At 69.5% G+C, this 21,162-nt stretch carries 17 protein-coding genes; 6 read left to right on the forward strand and 11 right to left on the reverse strand.

The features are described 5' to 3' along the window. Positions 1 to 206 precede the first annotated feature (206 nt). From UYS_RS0211610 to UYS_RS17355, 5 genes are all read left to right on the forward strand, one after another. Positions 207 to 1,025: a DUF2189 domain-containing protein gene (locus UYS_RS0211610; RefSeq protein WP_026068517.1), complete on the forward strand. Its 819-nt coding sequence runs from the start codon at positions 207 to 209 to the stop codon at positions 1,023 to 1,025. Between the two features lie 112 nt (positions 1,026 to 1,137). Further along, complete coding sequence (locus UYS_RS0211615; protein WP_016855682.1) at positions 1,138 to 1,644, forward strand: putative pterin-binding protein; 507 nt, start codon at positions 1,138 to 1,140, stop codon at positions 1,642 to 1,644. 18 nt (positions 1,645 to 1,662) lie between these two features. Further along, a complete protein-coding gene (locus tag UYS_RS17350; protein WP_016855683.1) occupies positions 1,663 to 3,846 on the forward strand; it encodes an ATP-binding protein in 2,184 nt (727 codons plus the stop codon). A gap of 107 nt (positions 3,847 to 3,953) precedes the next feature. Then, positions 3,954 to 5,114: a nitric oxide-sensing protein NosP gene (gene nosP / locus UYS_RS0211625; RefSeq protein ID WP_016855684.1), complete on the forward strand. Its 1,161-nt coding sequence runs from the start codon at positions 3,954 to 3,956 to the stop codon at positions 5,112 to 5,114. Then, the gene (locus UYS_RS17355) at positions 5,098 to 6,447 is read left to right on the forward strand and encodes an ATP-binding response regulator (protein WP_016855685.1); all 1,350 of its coding nucleotides are present in this window, start codon (positions 5,098 to 5,100) and stop codon (positions 6,445 to 6,447) included. Before nosP ends, UYS_RS17355 begins: the two co-directional genes overlap by 17 nt. Before the next feature lie 16 nt (positions 6,448 to 6,463). On the opposite strand, the gene UYS_RS0211635 is transcribed toward UYS_RS17355, so the two are convergent. After that, positions 6,464 to 7,171, reverse strand: coding sequence for a LuxR C-terminal-related transcriptional regulator (locus UYS_RS0211635; RefSeq protein ID WP_016855686.1), 708 nt, complete (start codon positions 7,169 to 7,171; stop codon positions 6,464 to 6,466). A 157-nt stretch (positions 7,172 to 7,328) separates the two neighbouring features. Here UYS_RS0211635 and exaC point away from each other — a divergent pair, with 157 nt between their 5' ends. Then, positions 7,329 to 8,849: an acetaldehyde dehydrogenase ExaC gene (gene exaC, locus UYS_RS0211640; RefSeq protein ID WP_016855687.1), complete on the forward strand. Its 1,521-nt coding sequence runs from the start codon at positions 7,329 to 7,331 to the stop codon at positions 8,847 to 8,849. A gap of 278 nt (positions 8,850 to 9,127) precedes the next feature. Here exaC and UYS_RS0211645 read toward each other — a convergent pair whose 3' ends face one another. From UYS_RS0211645 to UYS_RS0211690, 10 genes are all read right to left on the reverse strand, one after another. After that, positions 9,128 to 9,601 (reverse strand): CreA family protein, encoded by a 474-nt coding sequence (locus tag UYS_RS0211645; RefSeq protein ID WP_337587463.1) that lies wholly within the window; start codon positions 9,599 to 9,601, stop codon positions 9,128 to 9,130. A gap of 12 nt (positions 9,602 to 9,613) precedes the next feature. After that, entirely contained in the window at positions 9,614 to 9,982 is a 369-nt protein-coding gene (locus UYS_RS0211650; RefSeq protein ID WP_016855689.1) for a DOPA 4,5-dioxygenase family protein, read from the reverse strand. 173 nt (positions 9,983 to 10,155) lie between these two features. Next, entirely contained in the window at positions 10,156 to 12,207 is a 2,052-nt protein-coding gene (gene betT, locus UYS_RS0211655) for a choline BCCT transporter BetT (RefSeq protein ID WP_016855690.1), read from the reverse strand. Between the two features lie 185 nt (positions 12,208 to 12,392). After that, a complete protein-coding gene (locus UYS_RS17740) occupies positions 12,393 to 13,079 on the reverse strand; it encodes a Spy/CpxP family protein refolding chaperone (protein ID WP_016855691.1) in 687 nt (228 codons plus the stop codon). Between the two features lie 104 nt (positions 13,080 to 13,183). Next, positions 13,184 to 13,900, reverse strand: coding sequence for a response regulator (locus UYS_RS0211665; protein ID WP_016855692.1), 717 nt, complete (start codon positions 13,898 to 13,900; stop codon positions 13,184 to 13,186). Then, positions 13,897 to 15,333, reverse strand: coding sequence for an ATP-binding protein (locus UYS_RS0211670; RefSeq protein ID WP_016855693.1), 1,437 nt, complete (start codon positions 15,331 to 15,333; stop codon positions 13,897 to 13,899). Before UYS_RS0211670 ends, UYS_RS0211665 begins: the two co-directional genes overlap by 4 nt. Positions 15,334 to 15,424: 91 nt before the next feature. Beyond that, on the reverse strand, positions 15,425 to 16,474 hold the full coding sequence (locus UYS_RS0211675; protein ID WP_016855694.1) for a LacI family DNA-binding transcriptional regulator: 1,050 nt from the start codon (positions 16,472 to 16,474) through the stop codon (positions 15,425 to 15,427). 172 nt (positions 16,475 to 16,646) lie between these two features. Further along, positions 16,647 to 18,293 (reverse strand): alpha-amylase family glycosyl hydrolase, encoded by a 1,647-nt coding sequence (locus UYS_RS0211680; protein ID WP_016855695.1) that lies wholly within the window; start codon positions 18,291 to 18,293, stop codon positions 16,647 to 16,649. Between the two features lie 70 nt (positions 18,294 to 18,363). After that, entirely contained in the window at positions 18,364 to 19,470 is a 1,107-nt protein-coding gene (locus UYS_RS0211685; RefSeq protein WP_016855696.1) for an ABC transporter ATP-binding protein, read from the reverse strand. 46 nt (positions 19,471 to 19,516) lie between these two features. After that, positions 19,517 to 21,142, reverse strand: a complete 1,626-nt coding sequence (locus UYS_RS0211690; protein WP_016855697.1) for an alpha-glucosidase family protein — start codon at positions 21,140 to 21,142, stop codon at positions 19,517 to 19,519. Positions 21,143 to 21,162 lie beyond the last annotated feature (20 nt).

The following is a 21,162-nucleotide window of genomic DNA, read 5'->3' on the forward strand; positions in this document are numbered from 1 at the left end:
CCGCGACGCCCACGTCCCCGCCCGGGGGCGTGGGCGTCGTCGTTTCACCGCTCGGGTTTTGCCACCCCGCGGCATGATCCGAATCACGGCGGGGGCGCGGGGGAACGGCTAGAGTAACCAGTGACGGGGCGTGATGCCGGGCCTGGAATCCGCCCGTTCTGCCCGGCGAGTCCGGGACTTCAGCGTCGGCAAACGGGGGTGTCACCATGTGTGCAGCAGCCACGAAGAGCGGCGGTAAGGAGGGTTCTCGGGTGCGAATCCGCATCCGGTCGGTCGGCATGGACAAGCCGCGAATCTGGCTGGCCGAAGGCGTCGCGGACTTTCGACGCGCCACGGCGGTCAGCCTGGCCTACGGGCTGTTCTGGGTGGGGCTGAGCATCGCCATCACCGCCGGGGCCTTCGTGCTGGGGCTATGGCACTGGCTGCTGCCGCTGATCGCCGGCTTCATGTTCCTTGGCCCGCTGGTGGCGGTGGGCTCCTACGGCATCAGCCGGTCGCTGGAGGCCGGGCGCGAGCCGACCCTCGGCGACGCCTTCGGGGCCTGGACCGGCCATGTCGGATCGCTGGCGATGATGGGCGTGATGATGATGATCTTCTTCCTCGCCTGGATTCGTCTCGCCACCCTGCTGTTCGCGCTGTTCTTCGGCCTCGGCGCGCCCGACCCGGCGACCCTCTATGCGACGCTGCTGACCACCCCGGAGGGGCTCGGCATGCTGGCCGTGGGCACGACGGTCGGGGCGCTGCTGGCCTTCGGCGCCTTCGCCATCAGCGTGGTGGCGATTCCGACCCTGATGGATCAGGACCTGACCTTCATGGAGGGCATCGAGGCCAGCATCCGTGCGGTGGCCTCCAACCTGCGCCCGATGATGCTGTGGGCCGCCATCATCACCGGCTGCGTGATGGTCGGCGTGGCCACCTTCTACATCGGCCTGGCGCTGATCCTGCCGGTGCTCGGCCATGCCAGCTGGCATGCCTACGAGGACCTGGTACGGATCGAGCTCGTGGAGGGGGACGAGGCGGCCTGACGCCGCCCGTGCCCGGGTCAGGGCGTGCCGGGGCGGGGTGGGTGCCGGCGCCTGACGGCGTGGCGGGATTCGCGTAATCTTGGCGCCGAGACCGTAAAACCGGAGCCCCGACATGCGCCTTCGACGCCTGCTGCCATTGATCCTGGCCCTATCCTGGAGCCTGGTGGCGTCCGCCGCCGAATCCCTGCCCGAGCCCGAGGGGTGCGTGATGCTGACCGTCAGCGGTGACATCTCGCGCACCAACGGCGACGGCGAGGCGCGCTTCGACCGGGCCATGCTCGAGGCGCTGCCGTCGCGCACCATCGAGACCCATACTCCCTGGCACGAGGACTCGGCCCGCTACGCGGGGCCGCTCGGCGAGGCGCTTCTCGAGGCGGTGGGGGGCCGGGGCGACGAGGCCCGGGTGATGGCGCTCAACGGCTTCGAGGCCGAGGTGCCGGTCAGCGACTTCAGCCGCTACGGCGTCATCCTGGCGATGACGCGTGACGGCGAACCCATGCCGATCCGCCGCCTGGGCCCGCTGTTCGTGCTCTATCCCTTCGATGAACGCCCCGAACTGCGCAACGAGGAAATCCGCTTTCGCTCGGTCTGGCAGGTGGCGCGCATCGAGATCCACTGACCGACGAGGAGCCGCCCGGTGCGCCATTCTCCGCTGCGCCTGAAGCTCGGCGTCGTCGCTGCCCTGCTGTTGTTCGTCGCCGCCATCCTGATGGTCGGGCTGGTCGCCTGGCGCCAGGACAGCCTGGTGTGGCGGGTCGGCGGCGACACCGTCTGGCACGCCTACAAGCTGGATCGTGACGCCGTCGAGCTGCGCAGCTATCTGGCCCTGAGCGACGCCGATCCCGAGGCGCTCGATGAAGCGCGACTGCGCTTCGAGCTGCTCTACAGCCGGCTGATGCTGCTGCGCGGCGGCAAGATCGCCGCGCTGATCGAGCGCATTCCCGCCTCCGACCGCCTGGTCGACGAGATCGAGCAGCAGCTGCAGGCACTGGATACGCGGCTGCAGGCCCTCGACGCCTTGGGGCCCGTCGCGCGTCAGGACCTGATCGAACACCTGGGCCGTATCAGTCAGCCCGCCGAACGCCTGATCATCACCCTCAACAGCCACCTGGCGAGCGTGTCGACCCACGAGCGCGATCGCCTGCAGTGGCTCTATGGCCTGCTGCTGGCGCTGATCCTGGGCATGAGCGTGGCGGCGATGCTGGTGGTCGCCTTCCTGATCCGCGAGGCCCGCGACAACGCCGCCGCACGTAGCGCGCTGGAATCGCTCAGCCGCGAGCTGGAGGCCACGGCCCGGCGCGCCGAGTCGGCCAGCCAGGCCAAGTCGGAGTTCCTGGCCACCGTCAGCCACGAGATCCGCACCCCGCTCAACGGCGTGATCGGCATGAGCGACCTGCTGGTGGAGCAGCCGCTGCCCGAGCGTGCCCGCCACTACGCCGATACCATCCACGAGAGCGCCGGTCGCCTGATGGAGCTGATCAACGACATCCTGGACTTCTCCAAGATCGAGGCCGGCCGCCTGGAGCTCGAGCATCGCGCCCTGGCGCTGTCCGAGCTCGTCGAGGGCGCGGTCTCGCTGTTCCGCCCCCACGCCGAGGCTCGGGGCCTGCGGCTCGAGTGTGGCCTCGATACGACGCTGCCGGCCCACGTCATCAGCGATGCCGGGCGGCTGCGCCAGGTGCTGCTGAACCTGCTGTCCAACGCCGTGAAGTTCACCGATAGCGGCGCGGTGCGCGTGGAGGCGACACGCGACGACGAGGGGCGGCTGTGTTTCGCGGTGAGCGATACCGGCTGCGGCATCACGGCCGAACAGCAGGCGCGCCTGTTCGAGCCCTTTCGCCAGGGCGATCCCGGCACGGCGCGCCGCTTCGGCGGCAGCGGCCTGGGGCTGGCGATCAGCAAGCGGCTGGTCGAGGCGCTCGGCGGCGAGATCGGCATCGACAGCCGGCCGGGCGAGGGCAGCCGCTGCTGGTTCCGGGTCCCGCTGATCGAGGCGGCGGCCCCCTCGGTCGAGCCGGCGGCCGCGTGGCCCATGGACACCGCCTCGCTGTGCGAGGCCCGGCTGCTGGTGGTCGAGGACAATCCGGTCAATCAGCAGGTGGCAATGGCCATGCTCACCAAGCTCGGCTGTCGCGCCAGCCTGGCGAGCTCCGGCGCCGAGGCCCTGGCCAGCATCGACCGGGAGCGCTTCGATCTGGTGTTCATGGACGTGCAGATGCCGGACATGGACGGCCTGGAGGTCACCCGGCGCATCCGCTCCCGCGGCGGCTGGCTGGCCGACATGCCGATCGTGGCGATGACCGCGGGCGGCCCGCTGGGCGACCAGGCGCGCTGCCTGGCGGCGGGCATGAACGGCTATCTGGCCAAGCCGCTGCTGCAGGCCTCGCTGCTCAAGGTGCTGCATCGTCACCTGGCCGGCCGCGATGCCTGGCCGTGGCCGGCCATGCCGGCGCCCGACGCCGCACCCGCCACGGCGGATCCGATCCTGGACGAGGAGGTGATGGCGGCGCTGCGCGACAGCCTGGACGCCGAGGCCCTGGCGACGCTGGTGGCGCGCTATCGTCAGGACGCCGCGGACCGCCTCGCGGCGCTGGACGTGGCGTTCGAGGCCGGCGAAGCGGAGCGGGTGCAGCATCTGGCCCATCAGCTCAAGGGCGAGTCGGCCACCCTCGGCGCCGTGCGGGTCGCGGCGCTGGCCGCGCGGCTCGAGCATGCCGCCCGCGACGCCGCCCTGGACGGCGAGGACGCCACCCTGGCCGCGCTGCGCCAGCGGCTGGACGAGGCCCTGGTGGCACTCGACGGCGAGGTCGCGGCGACCTGAGGCCGGCCTCATCGCCATGAACCGGGCCGGGCCTCATGCCAACCGCGCATTGTGGGCCGGGGCGGCGCCCGCCTACACTGCGCCCATCCCGTCCTCGCGAGGCTGCCATGTTCGACGCCCCCGGTTCTTCTTCTACGACGGCCTCGCCGCGCACGGCCGCCAGCGACAGCCTCGACCCCGAGCGGGCCGCCGCCGAGCTGGCCGAGGCGCTGGCCGGCCCCGGGCTCGGCTTCGTGCTGTTCTTCTGCAGCGCCGACTACCCCCTGGCGGCGCTCGGCGAGGCGCTGGAGCGAGCCTTCGCCCCCGTGCCCCTGGCCGGCTGCACCACCGCCGGCGAGATCACCCCGGCGGGCTACGGTCGGGGCTGCATCGTGGCCATCGGCTTCGATCGCGACGACTTCGCCATCGGCTGTGCGCGGGTCGCCGATCTCGAGGCCTTCGCGCTGCCCCAGGCGCAGCGGCTGGTCGACGGCCTGCTCGCCGACTGCCGGCGCCGGGCGCCCGACGCCGAGGCGCGCCCCTTCGTGCTGACCCTGCTCGACGGCCTCTCCAGCAGCGAGGAGCAGGTGCTCTCGACCCTCGAGGCCGCGCTCGGCGGCATTCCCAGCTTCGGCGGCTCGGCCGGCGACGACAACCGCCTGAGCCACACCCACGTCTACGCCGAGGGCGGCTTCCACGACGCCTCGGCGGTGGTGGTCATGATCGCCAGCCGCCGGCCCTTCGAGGTCTTCACCACCCATCATCTGCGCCCGCGCCGGGAGAAGCTGGTGGTCACCGCGGTGGACCGCGAGCGGCGGCGGGTGCTGGAGCTCAACGCCGCGCCCGCCGCCGAGGAATACGCGCGCCTGGTGGGGCGGCCGGTGGCGGCGCTGGACGACGGCGTGTTCGCCCGCCACCCGCTGGCGGTGCGCATCGGCGAGGACCACTACGTGCGCTCGATCCAGCGGGTCGACGATGACGGCGGGCTGCGCTTCTACTGCGCGGTGGAGAACGGCATCGTGCTCACCGCCATGCAGCCGGCGCCGATGCTCGAGGAGCTGGCCGGGGTGCTGGACGGCCTGGGGCGTCGCCTCGGCCCGCCGGCGCTGATCCTCGGCTGCGACTGCTTCCTGCGGCGCCTGGAGCTGGAGGCCCTGGGCCGGGTCGAGGACGCCTCGCGGCTGCTGGCCGAGGCCCGGGTGGTGGGCTTCAACACCTACGGCGAGCAGCACCAGGGGCGGCACATCAACCAGACCTTCACGGGGGTGGCGATTGGATCTCGGGGCTGAGCGGCCGGACATCGAGCCCGTCACCGAGCGCGAGCGGGCGCTGGCGGAGGAGAACGCGCGGCTGCGGCGCATCTGCGGTGCGCTGATCGAGCGGGTGGAATCCGCCGGCATGGCCGACGGCGCGCCCTACGGCGCCTTCGAGCACGCCGTGCTGCTCGCCGAGCAGGTGCGCGAGCGCACCGACAGCCTGCATCGCACCCTCGAGGCGCTGGAGGAGGCCCGGGCCGAGGCCGAGGCGGCCAACCGCTCCAAGACCCGCTTCCTGGCCGCCGTGAGCCACGACCTGCTGCAGCCGCTCAACGCCGCACGGCTGTTCGCCAGCGCCCTGGAGGACCAGGCGCTGCCCGAGGCGGCGGCGCGTCAGGTCGGCCATATCGGCCGCTCGCTCAGGGACGTGGAGTCGCTGCTCGGCACCCTGGTGGACATCTCTCGGCTGGACGCGGGCGTGCTGACCCCGGACATCGCGGCCTTCCCGGTGGCCGAGCTGCTCGACGTGATCGCCGAGGAATTCCGCCAGCTGGCCGGCGCCCGCGGGCTCGAGTTCCGCTACGTGCCGAGCGAGGCGGTGGTCCGCTCCGACCTGGCGCTGCTGGCCCGGGTGGTGCGCAACTTCCTGACCAACGCGGTGCGCTACACCGAGCGCGGCCGGCTGCTGCTGGGCTGCCGGCGCCGTCCCGACGGCCTCGAGATCCTGGTCGGCGATACCGGACCCGGGATCGACGAGGCCCAGCAGCAGGCGATCTTCCTCGAGTTCCGCCGCGCCGTGACCGAGCCGGCCGAGGCCGATCGCGGCCTGGGGCTGGGGCTCGCCATCGTCGATCGCATCGCCACCATGCTCGACCATCCGCTGCACCTGGCCTCGCGGCCGGGGCGCGGGGCGCTGTTCTCGATCCGGGTGCCCTACGGCCGGCGCATCGAGACGCCGCCGGCGGAGGCGCCGCCGGGCATGCATGATCTGTCCGGGGCGCGAATCTGGGTGCTCGACGACGACCCGGCGATCCTCGAGGGCATGGCGGCGCTGCTGGAGGGCTGGGGCTGCCGGGTGCGCTGCGCGGCCACGCCGGCGTCGCTGGAGGCGGTGAGCCGCCGCGAGCGCGCCGACCTGCTGCTGGTCGACTATCACCTGGCGCCGGGCGGCCCCGACGGGCTCAGCGTGGCGGACCGGCTGCGTCGGTGGCATCCCGGGCTCGGTGTGGTGGTGATCACCGCCAGCCATGACGGCGAGCTCAAGCAGCGGGCGAGGGAGCGCGGCTACGACTGCCTGCTCAAGCCGGTGAAGCCGCTGCGGCTGAGGCTGTTGATCGCCAACCGGCTGGAGGCGGGCAGCGCCTAGGCGTTCCAGGCATCGCCTAGTCGTGGTGCCGGGCCGCGGGCGACAGGCGCGCCAGCCGGGCGGCCAGCTCGCCCTGGTCGGCGGCCAGGATGGCCTGCACCCGGCTGCCGACGTTGAGCTTGCGCAGGATCGCCGAGACGTGGGTCTTGACCGTGGTCTCGGCGATGTCGAGGTCACGGGCGATCACCTTGTTGGCGTCGCCCCGGGCGAGGCGGGCGAGCACCTCGAGCTGCTTGTCGGTGAGGCTGTCCAGCGGCGAGGGCGCATTCGGGGCGGCGGGCGCGGCGAAGGCGTCGTGATCGTCCGCGGTCGGGGCCGGCGGTCTGCGCATGATGTCCGGCGGCAGGTAGATCTGGCCGCTCAGCACCTGACGCAGCGCCTCGAGCATCGCGCGCCGCGGCGTCGACTTGGGAATGTAGCCCACCGCGCCCAGGGCGATGGACTCGAGGATCAGGTTGCGTTCGCGCTCGGCGGAGACCACGACCACCGGCAGCGCCGGGCAGGCCTCGCGCAGCCGTTCCAGCCCGGCCAGCCCCGCGGCGTCGGGCAGGCTCAGGTCGAGCAGCAGCAGGTCGATGTCCTCCTCTTCCTCGGCGATGCCCTTGAGGGCGTCGTCGAGGCTGCCGGCCTCGAGCAGCCGGCAGCTGGGCAGGCCGGCGCGGATCGCCGCGCCGATCGCCTCGCGAAACAGCGGGTGGTCGTCGGCCACCATCAGGGTATTCATGCGGGACTCCTTGGATCGCTCGGCCGCCTGCCTGTCATGCCTCCGGGTCTCCTACCGAAGGAGGAGGCGCTCTCCTGCCATCGCAGTATGTCTCAGACGCCGGGGCTGGCCAAGACTGGGGGGGCACTCACATAACCACAACCGCTGGAGACACGCCATGATCTTCGCCAACCCCGGCAGCCCCGAGTCCGTAGTCAGCTTCGATGCGCGCTACGGCAACTATATCGGCGGCGAGTTCGTCCCGCCGGTCAAGGGCCAGTACTTCGACAACGTCAGCCCGGTCAACGGCAAGCCGTTCTGCGAGATTCCCCGCTCCACCGCCGAGGACATCGACAAGGCGCTGGACGCCGCCCACGCCGCCGCCCCGGCCTGGGGCAGGACCTCGGCCGCCGAGCGCGGCAATATCCTGCTCAAGATCGCCGATCGCATCGAGCAGAACCTGGAAGCGCTGGCCGTGGCCGAGACCTGGGACAACGGCAAGGCGGTGCGCGAGACGCTCAATGCTGACCTGCCGCTGGCGGTGGACCACTTCCGCTACTTCGCCGGCTGCATCCGCGCCCAGGAAGGCACCGCGGCGGACATCGACGCCAACACGGTGGCCTATCACTTCCACGAGCCGCTCGGTGTGGTGGGCCAGATCATCCCCTGGAACTTCCCCATCCTGATGGCGGTGTGGAAGCTGGCGCCGGCGCTGGCCGCGGGCAACTGCGTGGTGCTCAAGCCCGCCGAGCAGACCCCGGCCTCGATCCTCAAGCTGATGGAGCTGGTCGGCGACCTGCTGCCGCCGGGCGTGGTCAACGTGGTCAACGGCTACGGCGCCGAGGCCGGCCAGGCGCTGGCCACCAGCACCCGGATCGCCAAGATCGCCTTCACCGGCTCGACCCCGGTGGGCTCGCACATCCTCAAGTGCGCCGCCGAGAACATCATCCCCTCCACCGTGGAGCTGGGCGGCAAGTCGCCGAACATCTACTTCGCCGACATCATGAACGCCGAGCCCGAGTTCATCGACAAGGCCGCCGAGGGCCTGGTGCTGGCGTTCTTCAACCAGGGCGAGGTGTGCACCTGCCCGTCGCGGGCGCTGATCCAGGAGTCGATGTACGACGCCTTCATGGCCAAGGTGATGGAGAAGGTCGCGACCATCACCCGCGGCAATCCGCTGGATACCGACGTCAAGGTCGGCGCCCAGGCCTCCCAGGAGCAGTTCGACAAGATCATGTCCTACATGGACGTCGCCCGCGAGGAGGGCGCCGAGTTCCTGACCGGCGGCGACAAGGAGCGCTTCGATCCGGCCTATGACAGCGGCTATTACATCCAGCCGACCCTGCTCAAGGGCCACAACAAGATGCGCGTCTTCCAGGAGGAGATCTTCGGCCCGGTGGTGGCGGTGACCACCTTCAAGGACGAGGAGGAGGCGCTGGCCATCGCCAACGACACCGAGTTCGGCCTCGGCGCCGGGGTCTGGAGTCGCGACATGAACGTGGCCTTCCGCATGGGCCGCGGCATCCAGGCCGGCCGGGTGTGGACCAACTGCTACCACCAGTATCCGGCCCATGCCGCCTTCGGCGGCTACAAGAAGTCCGGCGTCGGCCGCGAGACCCACAAGGTCGCCCTCGAGCACTATCAGCAGACCAAGAACCTGCTGGTCAGCTACGACATCAACCCGCTGGGTTTCTTCTAGGCCCCCGGCGGCCGATTGCCGCGCCCCGCGACATGGCGCCGTGATGGCGGCGGGTCCCGCCCCGGGCGCAGCCCGGGGCATTCCCCCCTGACGCAGCCCGCCGCCCGATGGCGGCGGGCATCCCCCGTCCCGCAGGACAACGATAGACTATGAACGCCGCCGTGGGGCGGGTCGTCAGCGGGCCCCGAACGAGGCGGGGCGCGACGCGGGTCGCGCCCCGCTTTTTTTGGCCCCGTGCTGGCTCGGGCGAGGGCTTTTTCGGCCGCGCGGCACCGGCGTCAGGGAGACGCGGCCGCCTGCCAGGCCTGGGTGCCCCACAGCGGCACGCTGCTCAGGGCGTGCTTGAAGCTGCCGCTGCTCTCCTTGGTGGTGTAGGCCAGGTACAGCAGCGACTGGCTCTCGGCATCATAGATGCGGCGCAGCTTCAGGCTCTTGAACAGCACGCTCTGGGAGCGGCGGTAGAGCAGCTCGCCGGACGGCGAGGTATCGATGTCGGTGAGCATGTCCGCGGTGATCGGTCCGGTCTGGCGGCAGGCCAGGCTGGAGTCGGACGGATCGGCCAGGTCCAGGTCGGCGTCGATGTTGCTGAGATGGCAGGTCACGCCGGGAATCTTGGGATCGACGAGGCTCTCGATCTTGATGTCCTTGGTGGTGAACAGGCCCAGCGAGACGTCGCCGACCTCGTTGTCGTTGCCGCAGCCGGCGAGCCCCGCCAGGAGCAGGCCGATCAGGGGGGTACGCAGTGTCAACACGTCGGTATCCCCTCAGGCCCGGTCGCCGAACTGGCTCAGGTCCAGGGGGTGGCTGTGGCCGAGCCACATGGCGCCCTGGGTGTGATCGAAGAGATCGTCGTCGGTGCCGAGGTGGACCAGCACGTCCAGCGAGCCGCGGTTCAGCGCCAGCCAGGGGATGAAGGCGCCGAAGGTCTCGGGGGCGAAGGAGAGCTGGCAGCTCCACAGCGGATGGGGCCCCACCGGCCGCTCGTGGAAGCGCCCGACGCGGATCTCGAAGCGCGCGGCGGCGGCCTCGGCGATGCGGCGCGCCTCGGCCAGGCCGGCGGCGTCGCGGTAGTAGAGGTGGGCGTGGTAGTAGCGGATGCGGGTCGGATCGGTGAGGGGCGGGGTGTCGCTCATGACGGTCTCCTGGCTGGGCACCGTCAGGGTAACCGTTGCGGGATGGCAACGCGAGGCGGCTCTACCCGGGACCCGGGCCGGGCGCGGGCGTCATCGACCTCGCTCCTGTGGGCGGGCCACACACGACGACGGCGACCCGAGGGTCGCCGTCGTCAGGGCACGGAGCGTCAGGCTCAGGCCGGATTGAGGTCCTGGGGCGGCTCGCCCACGGAGCCCGGCATCGCCTGGACGTTGGCGTTTTCCTGACCGGCGCGGGCCAGGAAGTAGATGTGGCTCTCGTACTCGGTGACCACGTTGTGGATCACCTGGGCGCGGCTGTAGCCGTTGAGATCCTGCTCCAGGCCGCCCTCGTTGAGGTAGACGTCGAAGCGCACGTAGTAGTCGTCGTCCACCGGCAGGAAGCTCGGGGTGCGCAGGCGGTGCGCCCGCACCTGGTAGACGAAGCTGGCGGCGTCGTCGAAGTCCACCTGCAGGGTCAGCTGACGCAGCGGTTCGCCCTCGACCTCTTCCTCGGTCACCGTGGCCGGCTGGCCGCGACGCTCGAGCTCCTCGGCGAACTGGTTCAGCGCCGGCCGGATGGCGTGCTCGAGGGTGGCGGCGGCACCGGCGCGGTTGGAGGTGTCCAGCGCCCGGTCGAGGCGCTCGCGCCAGTCGCCCTGGATGCCGGTGCCGCCGATCTGGCGACGGGTGTCGGCCTTGGTGCACTCCAGCTTCAGGGCGCGGCTCATGCCGGCCATGATGGCGAAGATCACCAGCGAGAAGGGCAGGGCGGTGATCACCACCGCACTCTGCAGCGCCGAGAGGCCGCCGGCCATCAGCAGGGCCACGGTCACCAGGCCGATGGTGGCCGACCAGAACACGCGCAGACGGATCGGGGCGTCGTGGTTCACGTCCGACAGGATGGAGGTGAAGTTCGCCAGCACCAGCGCGCCGGAGTCGGCGGAGGTGACGAAGAACACGATGCCGAGGATGGTCACCACCGAGGCGGTGATGCCGATGTAGGGATACTGCTCGAGGAAGGTGTAGATGGTGGTCTGAGGCGCGTTCAGCGCCTGCTCGCCGAGTTCGACGAGGCCCTGGTTGGCGACCATCTCGATGCCGCTGTTACCGAAGATCGACATCCAGGCCATCATGAAGCCGAGCGGCAGCAGCAGGGCGCCAAGCACGAACTCGCGGATGGTGCGGCCGCGCGAGATGCGGGCCAGGAACAGGCCGACGAAGGGCGTCCAGGCGATCCACCAGCCCCAGAAGAAGATGGTCCACCAGCCCTTCCACTGTTGGGCATCCTCGCCGGCGAAGGCGTAGGTGTCGAAGCTCTTGCCGATGAAGCCGCTCAGGTAGTCGCCGGCGTTGAGCACCATGGCGTCGAGCAGGTGCAGGGTGTTGCCGGCGAACAGCACGAACAGCAGCAGCGCCACGGCCAGCGCCATGTTGAACTCGGACAGCCGGCGGATGCCCTTCTCGACCCCGGTGATCACCGAGATGGTGGCCAGGATCATCACCAGTACGATCAGCACCACCTGAGTCGTCAGGCTCTCGGGCACGCCGAACATGAAGGTCAGGCCGTAGTTCAGCTGCATCACGCCGATGCCGAGGCTGGTGGCGATGCCGAACACGGTAGAGATCACCGCGGTGATGTCGACGGCGTTGCCGATCGGGCCGTTGATGCGCTTGCCGAGCAGCGGGTAGAGGGCGCTGCGGATGGCCAGCGGCAGGCGATGACGATAGCTGAAGTAGGCCAGCGCCATGCCCATCAGCACGTACATGCCCCAGCCGGACAGGCCCCAGTGGAGGAAGGTCTGAGGCACGGCGGCGCGCATGGCCGCGGCGCTCTCCGGCGCCATGTCCGGCGGCGCCAGGTAGTGCGACAGCGGCTCGGCCACGCAGAAGAACAGCAGGTCGATGCCGATGCCCGCGGCGAACAGCATCGAGGCCCAGGACAGCAGCGAGAACTCGGGCCGGGCGTGGTCCGGGCCGAGTCGGATGTTGCCGACGCGGGAGCAGCCGATGGCGATCACGAAGACCAGGTAGACCACGGCGGCCAGCAGGTAGTACCAGCCGAAGGTGTCGCTCACCCAGGCCAGGGCGGCGTCGAAAAAGGCGCCGGCCTCCTCGGTGAACGTCATGGTCAGCACCAGGAAGATCAGGATGCCTGCCACGCTGCCGTGAAAGACGGTGCGATTGATGCGATCTCGTCGCTCGGGATGGGCGGTGTTATCCGACATTCGCAAATGACTCCTGTCGCGGGGGCGACTTCTTTTTTTGAATGAACGTTCAAATAAAATACGCACATCCCCCGACACCTGCAACAGCAAGGCGCCCAAGGCGAAGTATTCTTTACCTTCCGGGCACGAAAACGCCCGACCAGTGGCCGGGCGTGGGTGGAGTATAACGTTTTGAAATTTAGGCGTTATTCGGCAGCGTGCTCGGCCTGGTCGGGACCGCCGTGCGGGCCCGGCTCGCCGTGATGGCCGCGCTCGCCACGATGGCCGTGACCGTCATGGGGCGGGCGCATGGCCTGCTCCAGCTCGCCGATCTGTTCCTCGCTCAGCAGCTCGGCCAAGGCATCGTGGTGCTGGTCGCGCATCGCCTTCCAGGCCTGGCGGCGTTCGTCGCGGGAGTCGAACGACTGGGCCTTCAGCGCCTGGGCATCCTCCATGAAGGCGTGGCGCAGCTCGTCCAGCGACTGGCGGGTCTCGTCGTCGAGGTCCCAGCCGTCGACCACCGCGTCGATGCGTGCCTCGATGGCGTCTCGCCGCTCGGCGCGATGCTCCTGGTGAATCTCCTGGCGGGCCTCGTCCAGCGCGGCGCGCTGCTCATCGTCGAGGATCTCGTCGATCTGCTCGCGGTAGTCGTGGCGCAGTTCGCGCATGGCCTCGCGATGTTCCTGCTCGGCCTCGGCGAGCTCGTCACGGGTCTCGGCGTCGATGCCGGCGCGGTCGAACAGTGCCTCGCGCTGCTCGGCGTGGAAGCCGTCCGGCTGGGGCTGGCCATGGGGGCCGCCCTGGCCGGCGTTGGCAGTGAACGCCAGCGGCGCGATGGCGGCGGCGAGCAGGGCGGGGGCGAACAGCGTGCGGGTCAGGTTGGTCTTTTTCATCTCGGGCAATCCTCTTTGGCCGCGAATGGACGCCTTCACTGTCGCCCCTGGGCGTGCAAGCGATTTGCAGTCAGCGTGCAAACATCGAGGACGCTGCCCGGGAATCATTCCTCCGGCTGGTACTTGTAGCCCACGCCGTAGACCGAGCGGATGATCTCGCGCTCGGGCCAGACCTCGGCGATCTTCTTGCGCAGCTTCTTGATGTGGCTGTCCACGGTGCGCTCGGAGACGATGCGATGGTCGCGGTACATGTGATCCATCAGCTGCTCGCGGGAGAAGATGCGCCCCGGGGAGTGCATCATCACCCGCAGCAGCTGGAACTCCACCGCGGTCAGCGCCAGGTCGTGGCCGTCGGCCAGCGCTCGCCAGCCCTCGTCGTCGAGGCTCAGCTGGGCCTCCTCCGGTGCCTCCTCCGGCGCCGCGGTGGCGGCGCGGCTGCGACGCAGCACGGCCCGGGCCCGGGCCACCACCTCGCGGGGGCTGAACGGCTTGCAGATGTAGTCGTCGGCGCCGAGCTCCAGGCCCAGCAGGCGGTCGACCTCCTCGACCCGGGCGGTGAGCATGATGATCGCTACCCCGGGCCAGCGCTGGCGGATCTCGCGGCACAGGGTCAGGCCGTCGGTGCCGGGCAGCATGAGGTCCAGCAGCACCAGCTCGGGCAGCGCCTCGCGCTCCTCCAGCCAGGGCATCACGGCATCGCCGTGCTCCAGGTGATGCGGCGCGAAGCCGCTGCCCGTCAGGTAGTCGGCCACCAGGCGGGCGATCTTGGGTTCGTCCTCGACGATCAGGACGGTATCGGTCGCGAGTTCCGTTGTGCTCATGCGTCTTCCTCCCTGAGCTGATGATCGGCGATGGCGGGGAAGGTCAGGGTCCAGCATAGCCCGTCGAGCGACGAGGCACTGGGGGTCATCTCGGCGCCGTGGGCGCGCGCCAGGGCCATGGCGATGGAGAGGCCCAGGCCGCTGCCGCCGCTGGCGCGATTGCGCGAGCCCTCGACCCGGTAGAGGCGCTCGGTGAGCCGCGGCATCTCCGCCTCGGGCACGCCGGGCGCGCTGTCTTCCCAGCACAGCCGGTAATGGTCGCCTGTTTGCGTGAGTGTGACCCGCAGCCGTCCTGGCGTGTGGGTATAGGCGCAGGTGTTGTCGAGCAGGTTCGTCCACAGCTGGCGCAGGCGCTGGGTGTCGCCGCGGATCCAGGCCGGGCCTTCGATGTCGGTCTCGAGCGTGATGTCGGCATCATGCAGCCAGGTGCCGGCCTCGTCGAGGCGATCGCCCAGGCTGGCGGCCAGGTCCAGCGGTGCCAGTTGCACCTCCAGGGCACCGGCATCGCTCTGGGACAGCAGCCGCAGGTCGGCCACCAGGCGCTCCAGCTGGTCGACCTCCTGGCCCAGCGAGCCGAGGCTGTCCAGGTCCAGCGGGCGGATGCCGTCCTGCATCGCCTCGATCTCGCCGCGCAGCACGGCGAGCGGGGTGCGCAGCTCGTGGGCGATGTCCGAGACCCAGCGGCTGCGCGCCTCGCGGCTGGCCTCGAGGGTGGCCGCCAGCACGTTGAAGTCCCGCGCCAGGCTCGATAGCTCGTCGCGGCCGCGCTCGGGCAGGCGGATGCTGTAGTCCCCCTCGGTGAGACGGCGGGTGGCCAGCGTCATGCCGCGGGCGCGGCGCCCCAGCCACCAGGACAGCCCCCCGGCGAGCAGCAGCGAGGCAAGCCCCAGGGCGGCGACGATGATCGCCAGGTTGCGCTGCTGCTGGGTGAGGAAGAGGCGGTCCATGCGCGCCATCAGCTGCTGCGGCGGGCGGTAGCCGAGGGTGCCGACGCGCTCGCCGTCGCTGACGATGGTCAGCCAGCGCAGCTCCGCGGCCTCCAGGTCGTTGTCCGGCGGCAGGCCGATCACCGGCAGGCCGTTGGCGTCGTGGAGCACGAAGTCCTTGGGATCACCGAGGCGTCGCTCGAGTCCCTCCGGCGGTGCCTCGCCGGGCCACAGCTGGCGCCGTACCAGGTGATGCCAGGCGCGCGGCGACTGGCGCAGCCACTGCCAGTCGCCGCGCCGGGCCCATTCGTCGGCGAGCCCGGTGGCCAGGGTCTCGGCGCGATGGGTCTGGGTGCGGTCCAGGTACTCGATGAAGCCTTGGTCGAGGCTTCTCGACACGGCGATGAAGACCAGCCCCGAGATGGCGACGTTGACGATCAGGATGATCGCGAACAGCTTGATGCCGAGTCGGGACACGGCCGGGTTCAGGGCGTGGCGAAGGGACATGGCACGGGCTCTCGATTGAACGGGCAAAGTGCCCTAGCGTAGCGCACCGGGTCGCCGGGAGGATGCAATTCCGGTGCAAGTCCGCTCTGGCTCAGGGACAGGTTTCGCCGATCAGCAGCTCGGTGGTGAGCAGGCGGGGCGTGGCCGGCTCAAGCCCCAGCACCATGCGGGCCGCGATGCGCCCTTTCTCGACGCTGTCCTGGCGCACCGTGGTCAGTCGCGGCGAGCGGTACTGGCCCTCGGCGATGCCGTCGAAGCCGGTGATGCGCAGGTCCTCGGGAATGCGCAGGCCACGCCGCTCGGCCAGGGTCAGTACCGTCAGGGCGATGCGGTCGGACATGCACAGCAGCAGGTCGGGACGCTCCTCGTCGGGAAGATCGAGGATTCCCTCGATCACCGGCGTGCAGACCTCGTGGGTGTTCTCCTCCACGTTCCACATCGGCACCGCCGCGGCGTCGAGGCCGTGCTCGTCGAAGGCCCGATAGAAGCCGTCCAGGCGAGCGCGGGTGATGGTCCGACTGGCCGACAGCAGGGTCTGTCCGGGGCCGATGCGGCCGTTGCAGGCCTGTTCGGTGAGGCGCAGGTTGATGATGCCGGCGCGATGCGGCGGAGTCCTCAGCGCATGGCAGGCGATGGCGTGGGCCGCGGGTTCGTTATCCACGTGGACGCTGGCCTGGCCCGAGATGTCGAAGTCCACCGCCACCTGAGGGTGCTGCGAGGGCAGGTCGTCGAGCAGCGAGGGGCTGGGCATCAGGCCGTAGACGATGAAACCGTCGGCGATGCTGGCCGAGCCCGGCATTCTATCGTTTGCCTGGCGCCCGGATAGCAGCAGAAGAGTGTGGCCGTGGGCGTCCAGCACCTCGGCGATGCCCGACAGCAGTTCGCTGGCCACCGCATCGTTCAGGCTGTAGGTCAGGCTCTCTGCGAGCAGTACCGCGACGATCTGCGAGCGGCCGGTACGCAGGCTGCGTGCCTTGGCGTCGGGGCCGCGGTAGCCCAGCCGGCGGGCCTCGGCGAGGATCCGTTCGCGCAGGTCGTGAGACAGCTGGTCCGGGCGGTTGAAGGCGTTGGACACGCTGGCCGTGGACACGCCGAGGTGTTGGGCCAGCTCCTTCAGGGTGATGCGGCGTGACGAAGACACGGAATGGCTCGCTTCTCTGGCGGCGATACGGGGTCGCCTCTGAATCGATTTAGTTAGGGGCCTATCCTAGCCGCACCTGCCGGCGATGAACAGTGACCGAGGGCCGCTTCATCGGCGGTATGCCCGTCCGTGTCGTGGCGCGGGCGGGCATGGTGAGCGGCGTCGGACGGCGTCAGGGGCAGGCCAGCCAGGCGGCGGTACCCGGCCACAGGCGCAGGGCGTTGCCCCGACGATGGGGAGACGGCATTCCCGGCAGGTCTAGGACGCTTACAGCGCCGAAGCCGGTGGCCAGCTCGTCGAGGGAAATATCGGACGGTGTATCCCCATGGCCGAGATGCGCCAGGCACAGCAGGCGGCGGTCACCGAGCGTGCGAATCATGCCGAAGACCTCTTCGGGCAGGGCCTCGGGGGCGATCAGCTGCTGGTCGCCCTGACGCAGGAGGTCGCTGTCGGCGCGCCGCCGGAGCAGTTGGCGGACCCGGTTCAGCAGGCTGTCGGGCGCCTGTTCCTGGTGCTCCACGGCCAGTGGCCGGTGGCGCGCGTCGACCGGCAGCCAGGGGGAGGCGCCTTCGTCACAGAAGCCGCCGTTGGCGGACTCTTCCCAGACCATCGGTGTGCGGCAGCCGTCGCGGCCCTTGACCTCCGGCCACAGGTTGATGCCGAAGGGGGCCTGCAGGTCCTCATAGGCCAGCTCGGCCTCGGGCAGGCCCAGCTCCTCGCCCTGATAGAGGCAGAGGCTGCCGCGCAGCGAACAGAGCACCGTCAGTGCCAGCAGGGCGCGCTCCTGGCCCCAGCTGCTGGCGCTGCGCTGGACGTCGTGGTTGGAAAGTGCCCAGCAGGGCCAGGTGTCGTCGCCGAGTTCGGCGAAGCGCGCCAGGACGCCGTGGAGCTCGCGCGCCTCACCGGTGCTGTCCAGCAGGTCGAAGGTATAGGCCATGTGCAGGCGCGACTCGCCGGCGGTATAGGCGGCCATGGTCGGCAGCGGATCGTTGCCGCCGATCTCGCCCACGGTGGTCGAGCCCGGGTATTCGTCGAGCAGGGCGCGGACACGCTCGAGGAACGCCAGGTTCTCGGGCTGCTCGATGTTGTGTCGCTGGCACTGGTAGCTCTGCGGATTGCCGGGCCGGCGTTGATCGAGAGGCATCGGCGGATTGTCGGTGAGGGCGCGGTCGTGGAAGTAGTAATTGACCACATCGAAGCGGAAGCCATCGACGCCGAGTTCCAGCCAGAAGCGCAGGTTGTCGAGCTGCGACTGCTGTACCTCGGGATGATGGAAATTGAGGTCCGGCTGGCTGGGCAGGAAGTTGTGCAGGTAGTACTGCCGGCGACGGGCATCGAAGGTCCAGGCGCGACCGCTGAAGGCCGCCATCCAGTTGTTGGGTGGATTGCCATCGGGCTCGGAGTCGGCCCAGACATACCAGTCGGCCTTGGGATTGGTGCGGTCCCGGCGGCTCTCCTGGAACCAGACATGCCGGTCCGAGCTGTGCGACAGCACCTGGTCGATGATCACCCGCAGCCCGAGCTCGTGGGCGCGGTCGACCAGGGCGCGGAAGTCGTCGAGCGTGCCGAACATCGGGTCGACGTCGCGATAGTCGGCGACGTCATAGCCGAAGTCGTCCATCGGCGAGGTGAAGAAGGGCGACAGCCAGATGGCATCGACACCGAGGCTCGCCACATGCTCGAGCCGCGACGTGATGCCGGGCAGATCACCGATGCCGTCGCCGTTGGCGTCCATGAAGCTGCGCGGGTAGATCTGGTAGATCGTGGCGCCGCGCCACCAGTCGTGCCGCGAATCGTCCTGAGCGTGAAATAACGGCATGCGGGTCTCCAGAGACAGGAGCCGAGGCTCCCGTCACAGGGGGAAGAGAAAGGAAAATACGGGTGTCGATTCAGGCGGCGCGACGCTGGCCGGCAAGCGCCAGTGCCCGGTCCTGGCCGTCAAACAGATGGACGTGCTCTAGCTCGGGCACCAGCGCCACGCGCTGGCCGATCGCCCAGCGGCTCGGCGCCTCGCTGCGATGGATCAGCAGGGTGTCGCTGGCCTTGGGCTCCAGATAGACGTAGACCTCGTTGCCCAGATACTCGACGTTGACGATCTCGAAGGCGTTGTCGCCCTCCGCCTCGGCCAGGCGCAGGTGCTCGGGACGCACGCCGAGGGTCAGGCCGGCACCGCTGGGTTCGCCGCCGGGGTCCTGCGGCAGGACCAGCTCGCCGAGCCCGGGCGCTTGGATCTTGCATCCCTGGCCATCGCCACCCAGGAGTTCGGCCGGCATGAAGTTCATGGTCGGCGAGCCGATGAAACCTGCCACGAACTTGGTGGCCGGCTGCTGATAGAGCGTCTGCGGGCTGCCGACCTGCTCGATGCGGCCGTCGCGCAGCACCACGATCTTGTCGGCCAGCGTCATCGCCTCGACCTGGTCGTGGGTGACGTAGACCATGGTCGAGCCGAGCCGATGGTGGAGGCGGGCGATCTCGTTGCGCATCTGTACGCGCAGTGAGGCGTCGAGGTTGGAGAGGGGTTCATCGAACAGCAGGATACGTGGTTCGCGGGCCATGGCGCGCCCCATGGCGACCCGCTGGCGCTGGCCACCGGACAGCGCCTTGGGCTTGCGGTGCAGAAGTTCCTCGAGCTGCAGGATGCGGGCGGTGTCCATCACCCGTTGCTCGATGCTCTGCTTGTCGGTCTTGGCCAGCTTCAGGCCGAAGGCCATGTTTTCGTAGACCGTCATGTGCGGGTAGAGCGCATAGGACTGGAACACCATGCCCACACCGCGCTCGCGAGGCGGCAGGTCGTTGACCAGGTCGCCGGCGATGCGCAGGTCGCCCTCGGTGATCGATTCCAGCCCGGCGATCAGCCGCAGCAGGGTGGACTTGCCGCAGCCCGAGGGGCCGACGAAGACCACGAACTCGCCGTTGCCGACCTCGAGGTCGAGATCCTTGATGATGTGGGTGCTGCCGAAGACCTTGTTGATCTTGTTAAGGGTTACGCTTGCCATCTTGCGACTCCCGGCCGGCGCCTTGGCGCCGGCCTCTGGAAAGAGGTTAATCGAGCGAGATAAAGGCGGCCTGGTAGGCCGGCAGAATTAACTGCGAGGCCTCAAGGCTGGTCCGGAAACCGGGGCCCTCGAGCAGCGTGGCGTGCTCGCCAACAGATGCCGGCAGCGGAGTCTCCCGTGGCTCGCCGGTCAGGTTGAAGACGCACAGCAGCCGCTCGCCGTCCGCCTCGCGGAGGAAGCCGAGCAGGTCCTCGCCGACTTCGACCAGGCGGATCTCACCCTCGATCAGGGCCGCATGCTGCCGGCGGAAGGCCAGCATGGCGCGGGTGGCATTGAGCACCGAATCGGCGTCGTCCTGCTGATTGGCGACGGCCAGCGGCAGGTGGCGCTCCTCGACCGGCAGCCAGGGCTCGACGGAGGAGAAGCCGCCCTGTTCGCCATGGGTCCAGGGCATCGGCGTGCGGCAGCCGTCGCGACCCTTGAATTCCGGCCACAGCACCTTGCCGTAGGGATCCTGAATACGCTCGAAGGGCACCTCGGCCTCCGGCAGGCCTAGCTCCTCGCCCTGGTAGAGGCAGACGCTGCCGCGCAGCGACAGCACCATGGCCAGCGCCACCTTGGGGTAGGCGACGGGGTCCTCGTCGGCGCCCCAGCGGGTCGCGCTTCTCATCACATCGTGGTTGGACAGCGCCCAGCAGGGCCAGGCGTCGCCGGCCAGGCGCTGGAAGCGTTCGATCACCTCGCGGATGTAGCCGGCGGAGTGCGGGGCATTGAGCAGGTCGAAGCCGTAGGCCATATGCAGCTTGTCGCCGCCGGCGGTGTATTCGGCCATGCGCTCGAGCGGATTGTCGTCGCCGATCTCGCCGACCGTGGTGGTGCCCGGGAACTCGTCCATCAGGGCGCGCAGCTCCTTGAGGAAGTCGAGGTTCTCCGGGCGGCTCAGGTCATAGACGTGGCGCTGCCAGGTGTAGGGGTTGGTGTCCGGCGCGCCCAGGGTCTTGGCCTCGCCCGCCGGCACCGGCGGGTTGTCGCGAAGCTCCTGGTCGTGGAAGTAGAAGTTGACGGTGTCGAGGCGGAAGCCGTCGACGCCGAGCTCGAGCCAGAAACGCAGGTTGTCGAGCTGGGCCTGCCTGGCCTCGGGATGGTGGAAGTTCACGTCCGGCTGGCTTTTCAGGAAGTTGTGCAGATAGTACTGCTGGCGGCGCGAATCGAAGGTCCAGGCCGAGCCGCCGAAGATCGACAGCCAGTTGTTGGGCGGTGTGCCGTCGGGCTTGGGGTCCGCCCACACGAACCAGTCGGCCTTGTCGTTGGTGCGGTCCTGGCGGCTCTCCTGGAACCAGGGGTGCTGATCCGAGGTATGGCTGATCACCTGATCGATCATCACCTTCAGGCCCAGGGCATGGGCGCGTGCCAGCAGCGCCTTGAAGTCGTCGAGGGTGCCGAACATCGGGTCGACGTCGCGGTAGTCGCTGATGTCGTAGCCGAAGTCGAGCATCGGCGAGGTGAAGAAGGGCGACAGCCAGATGCCGTCGACGCCCAGCGAGGCCACATAGTCGAGCTTCTCGGTGATGCCGGCCAGGTCGCCGATGCCATCGCCGTTGCTGTCCATGAAGCTGCGCGGATAGATCTGATAGATGACGCCACCGCGCCACCAGATGGTTGAGTCTTGCATCTTGGATTCCATTGATGACA

Origin of the sequence: Halomonas smyrnensis AAD6 (assembly GCF_000265245.1) — a bacterium.
Classification (GTDB): domain Bacteria; phylum Pseudomonadota; class Gammaproteobacteria; order Pseudomonadales; family Halomonadaceae; genus Halomonas; species Halomonas smyrnensis.

Excerpts from the sequence above, each read along its gene's own strand:
- UYS_RS0211610 (WP_026068517.1), top strand. The coding sequence starts at position 207 with ATGTGTGCAGCAGCCACGAAGAGCGGCGGTAAGGAGGGTTCTCGGGTG.
- UYS_RS0211615 (WP_016855682.1), top strand. The coding sequence starts at position 1,138 with ATGCGCCTTCGACGCCTGCTGCCATTGATCCTGGCCCTATCCTGGAGC.
- nosP (WP_016855684.1), top strand. The coding sequence starts at position 3,954 with ATGTTCGACGCCCCCGGTTCTTCTTCTACGACGGCCTCGCCGCGCACG.
- UYS_RS0211635 (WP_016855686.1), bottom strand. The coding sequence starts at position 7,171 with ATGAATACCCTGATGGTGGCCGACGACCACCCGCTGTTTCGCGAGGCG.
- exaC (WP_016855687.1), top strand. The coding sequence starts at position 7,329 with ATGATCTTCGCCAACCCCGGCAGCCCCGAGTCCGTAGTCAGCTTCGAT.
- UYS_RS0211650 (WP_016855689.1), bottom strand. The coding sequence starts at position 9,982 with ATGAGCGACACCCCGCCCCTCACCGATCCGACCCGCATCCGCTACTAC.
- betT (WP_016855690.1), bottom strand. The coding sequence starts at position 12,207 with ATGTCGGATAACACCGCCCATCCCGAGCGACGAGATCGCATCAATCGC.
- UYS_RS17740 (WP_016855691.1), bottom strand. The coding sequence starts at position 13,079 with ATGAAAAAGACCAACCTGACCCGCACGCTGTTCGCCCCCGCCCTGCTC.
- UYS_RS0211665 (WP_016855692.1), bottom strand. The coding sequence starts at position 13,900 with ATGAGCACAACGGAACTCGCGACCGATACCGTCCTGATCGTCGAGGAC.
- UYS_RS0211670 (WP_016855693.1), bottom strand. The coding sequence starts at position 15,333 with ATGTCCCTTCGCCACGCCCTGAACCCGGCCGTGTCCCGACTCGGCATC.
- UYS_RS0211680 (WP_016855695.1), bottom strand. The coding sequence starts at position 18,293 with ATGCCGTTATTTCACGCTCAGGACGATTCGCGGCACGACTGGTGGCGC.
- UYS_RS0211685 (WP_016855696.1), bottom strand. The coding sequence starts at position 19,470 with ATGGCAAGCGTAACCCTTAACAAGATCAACAAGGTCTTCGGCAGCACC.
- UYS_RS0211690 (WP_016855697.1), bottom strand. The coding sequence starts at position 21,142 with ATGCAAGACTCAACCATCTGGTGGCGCGGTGGCGTCATCTATCAGATC.